Origin of the sequence: Microcystis sp. M53602_WE12, assembly GCF_030065455.1 — a bacterium.
Lineage (GTDB): Bacteria > Cyanobacteriota > Cyanobacteriia > Cyanobacteriales > Microcystaceae > Microcystis > Microcystis aeruginosa.
On record NZ_JASJFB010000876.1, the window covers coordinates 1 to 3,826 of the forward strand.

Below are 3,826 nucleotides of genomic sequence, written 5' to 3' on the forward strand. Positions count from 1 at the left end.
AACTGAAAGTCCCTCCCATTATTGTTTCTATCGTTTGTTTTCGTATTTATGCAAGAGGTCTATTATACTCTGTTTGATTGATTCTGTCCAAGGTTTGATGGCAATTCGGACATTCAATTGTTTCATTTAAAAGAGCGAGCTTTAGGAAAATTGTCTGAGCAATTTTTTGATAATTGACCACTGTTACATTTGGTAAATCGAGGATTTGATCAAAATTTATCCACATAACCCACCTCCTGTTCTGTGTTACTATTATACCATGCTCACACAGAACCTAGAAGAGCCGGGTGCGGAATGTGTGGTAGAATATGTCCCGCCTCCATTTCGGGAAACAAATTTTTTCAAAAACGATGATCGTTTCTTCCCCCCCCGTAAGTATCGTGATCCCGACCTACCAAGGCGAGAGATTTTTAGAGGAAACACTTGCGTCAGTCCGAGCGCAAACCTATCCGGCTTTAGAGATTATTATTTCCGATGACGGCTCGACCGATCGCACTTTAGAGATCGTTAAAGACTTTCAACAACAAACCGCGTTAGATTGTCAAGTCTTCACTCATGAGCACTTGGGGATGGTCGATAATTGGAATTGTGCGGTTTCCCGATCGAGGGGTAAATATATTAAATTTTTATTACAAGATGACCTTCTTGACGCAAATTGTGTGTCGGAAATGGTCGAACTGGCGGAGAGCGATAGAGAGATTGGATTGGTGTTTTCCCGCCGCGATCTTCTTCTGTCGGAGGAGGCGAAAACGAACGATACCTGTTTGGCGATCGTGCGTCAGATCGAGAATTTACATTCCGGTTGGTCACGACTCGCGTTAGTTCAGTCGGGAAGAAGTTTATTAAGCGACCCGCGTTTTTTAGAGGGATGTATTAATAAAATCGGCGAACCCAGCACGGTTTTAATCCGCAAAGAAGTTTTCGATACCGTAGGGGAATTCGATCCTGATCTCTGCCAACACGTGGACATCGATATGTGGTGTCGGATCATGCTGAACTATAAGGTGGGATTTATTGATCGAACTCTCTCGTTTTTTCGCGTGCATCTTTCCCAGCAAACCTTACAGAATCAACAGAGTGATCGCATCTCAACCGACCTGCAACTCTTTTTGCGTAAAATGATGGTCGATCCTTGCTATAGCGAGCTTCCCACCTGTTTAACCAGCGCGATTTATGTAAAACTCAAGGAAGAAAGAGACGATCTGCTCGCTCGGAATACAACCCACCAACAGAGAATTCAAGAACTGGAAATTACCGAGTCAGAGTTACAAGCAGAACGAAGTAAACATTTACATCTTATCGAAAAAATATCTACAGAATTGCAGAAAGCTCAAGATGTCATTACAGGAATGGAAAGTAGTAAGTTCTGGAAAATTAGAACGACTTGGAAACAAACGAAGCGAGTGTTAAGACTTCCAGACAACGATTGAGCATCGAGCGACCATTCTCTATTAAAAACCGATTTTTTTCTTAAATTCGTGCCAGAGCGCGAGCATCGTCCCTAATTTACTCTCTCGCATCTCTTGCAAGGGACGGATCGCTTCCGTAAGCTCTTCCACTTCCCGTCGAGCGTTCAAAAAGTACTTTTGGGTTTTGGATAATTCCTGCTCGAGTTCTCTCTCATGGTCTTCTAACTGTTGGATTCTGAGAATAGCCCGATCTCGTTGCGCTACAAAATCATCGAGCCGCTCGCCCAACTCTTCAACTGTTAATCGATTCTCGTGGATGACTTCCCTCAATTCATCGATTTTCGACCAATTCTCGTAGATATATTTAAATAGAATTTCTATATTTTGTAGATAAAGTTCTCGATGATTTTGAAAGATTCGGGTATGGAGAGCGATCGCTCTTGAATTCGCCTCCGTATTTCTAGAAGATTTTTTTTGTCGATAATAAAACAAAATTTCTGAAATTCTATATACTTTTCTTCCCGTTTCGATTATCGCTAGCCAGAAATCGTAATCTTCCCAGCCATCGTTCATATTAGGATTATATCCGTCGACTTTCTCCCAGTCGGATTTTCTAAAAAAACCGGAGCAGAAAATCACGTTCTGTACTAATATATCGGGAAATCGGTAGGGAGGTAACTCCCATTTACCCTGCCGCTCGCCGAAAAACTCCACCTCGCAGTAAACGATCCCCGTATCGGGATTATCATCGAGAATTTTTACCGCTTTCTCTAAATATTCGCTACCGATTCGGTCATCGGCATCGAGGGGCAGGATATATTTACCCCTCGCGTGGGAGATCGCTGTATTGCGAGCGCTAACCACTCCCCGATTCTCGGTACGGATCACCCGCGTTCTCTTTCGTCGGTAATCTCGTAGGAGATCGTTCGTCAGCCCCGTCAGCCCGTCGTCCGATCCATCATCGACGATAATAATCTCGAAATCTTGATAGGTCTGTCCGAGAACCGATTGGATCGCTTCATCGAGATAAATACCTTGGTTATAGCAGGGAACGATGACGGAGACGGTGGGGGATAGTTCGCTCATCTACAGGAAGGGGGGATCGATCGGATGTCGCCCGAATCATACCACGGAAGCGATCGATGCGGAACCCGTCACATTAGACATCTCCAAAAATCTATACCCCAGTCATAGCAATGAACTTGGCTGATAAAAACTTGATGCTAAATTTAGTTCAAGAAAAAGTTACAGCCTTTCTCAGATAGATGAGGCGTCGTGTTCTAAATCTGTGGAAGCGAGTTTAAATGGCACAGCCAAATTCTCGTGTTTTACCAATTTAAGCGGCATCAGGTAACGGCAAATCCTTGATGGGCTGGGGTTTTTGAATTTTTCGGTAGTTTCTCGATGGCACACCCTTGAGAGCAAGTGCCGAAAAATCATTGACCCGAATATTGAGGTGATGGCTCAAACGACCAGCAGTTGGTTGGGGTTTCTTATCCCAGGGTCCTGTAGCGAGCGGTTCGCAGACAGCAGCGATCGCTTTAAGTAAACAACCAGCCAACAAAGCCAGACCAATTCGACGCCTGATAGAATTCTCCGTCCAAGCTCTCGGCATCTCCATCCCCGCTGTATCCTGAGCCACAAAGAAATTAGTTTCAACTGGGGAACGATGACTGTAGGCCAGACGCAATTCGACGGTAGTCAACTCCCTCGCCATAGTCCCAATGAGTAGAGGACGGTCATAGTCAGGATGATCTACTCTTACCACATCTAGGATAGTCTGGGCAAAGTCTTCAAAGTGAAGCTGATTCCACCGTCTCACTCGTATTTCTTTTTCTTCTTCGATGACAGTAAAATCTCAGCAATTCTCATTTTGAAATAAATATACTTTGCACGGCTACAACTTGCATTTTTTACTCAAGGACAATAATATAGTTTAAGAGTCATAATTAGAAGCAAAGCACTCATTGAAAACATGATTAACCTAGAATTCACGGAAGAAGAAAAGAACTCACTTTCTTAGGAAAGATTTCATCATCCCCATCCCCGGGTTCAACTGAAGATGGAAGTTCTCTGGTTAAAGAGCCAAAAGATACCGCACCAAAAAATTTGTCAGTTAGCAGGAATCTCGCCAAATACCTTATTAACCTATCTTCGAGATTATGAAGAAGGCGGAATAGAAAAATTAAAAGAAATCAACTTCTATCGCCCTAAAAGTGAATTAGAGTCTCAAAAAGAAACCCTCAAAAAATACTTCGAGAAAAATCCACCAGCCACAATAAATGAAGCTGTATATAGGAGAGAAGAATTAACGGGAATAAAACGAAGTCCTACCCAAGTGAGAAAATTTTTAAAATCAATGGGAATGAAATGTTTAAAAGTAGGTTCTCTTCCTTCTAAAGCTGACCCAGATGAAC

General features: G+C 42.9%; 3 protein-coding genes and 2 pseudogenes. 2 read left to right on the plus strand and 3 right to left on the minus strand.

From position 1 onward, the window contains the following. Positions 1-61: 61 nt before the first annotated feature. A pseudogene (locus PX482_RS26680) lies at positions 62-226 on the minus strand (ISL3 family transposase); the annotation flags it as partial. Between the two features lie 124 nt (positions 227-350). Between PX482_RS26680 and PX482_RS26685 the strand changes: the two are divergent. Beyond that, positions 351-1,430: a glycosyltransferase gene (locus PX482_RS26685; protein WP_071825100.1), complete on the plus strand. Its 1,080-nt coding sequence runs from the start codon at positions 351-353 to the stop codon at positions 1,428-1,430. Positions 1,431-1,451: 21 nt separating this feature from the next. On the opposite strand, the gene PX482_RS26690 is transcribed toward PX482_RS26685, so the two are convergent. Continuing rightward, the gene (locus PX482_RS26690; RefSeq protein WP_002761542.1) at positions 1,452-2,495 is read right to left on the minus strand and encodes a glycosyltransferase; all 1,044 of its coding nucleotides are present in this window, start codon (positions 2,493-2,495) and stop codon (positions 1,452-1,454) included. A gap of 250 nt (positions 2,496-2,745) precedes the next feature. Beyond that, positions 2,746-3,231, minus strand: coding sequence for a hypothetical protein (locus PX482_RS26695; RefSeq protein WP_002761541.1), 486 nt, complete (start codon positions 3,229-3,231; stop codon positions 2,746-2,748). A gap of 153 nt (positions 3,232-3,384) precedes the next feature. On the opposite strand from PX482_RS26695, the pseudogene PX482_RS26700 reads away from it, so the two are divergent. Continuing rightward, positions 3,385-3,826: pseudogene (locus tag PX482_RS26700) on the plus strand (helix-turn-helix domain-containing protein); the annotation flags it as partial.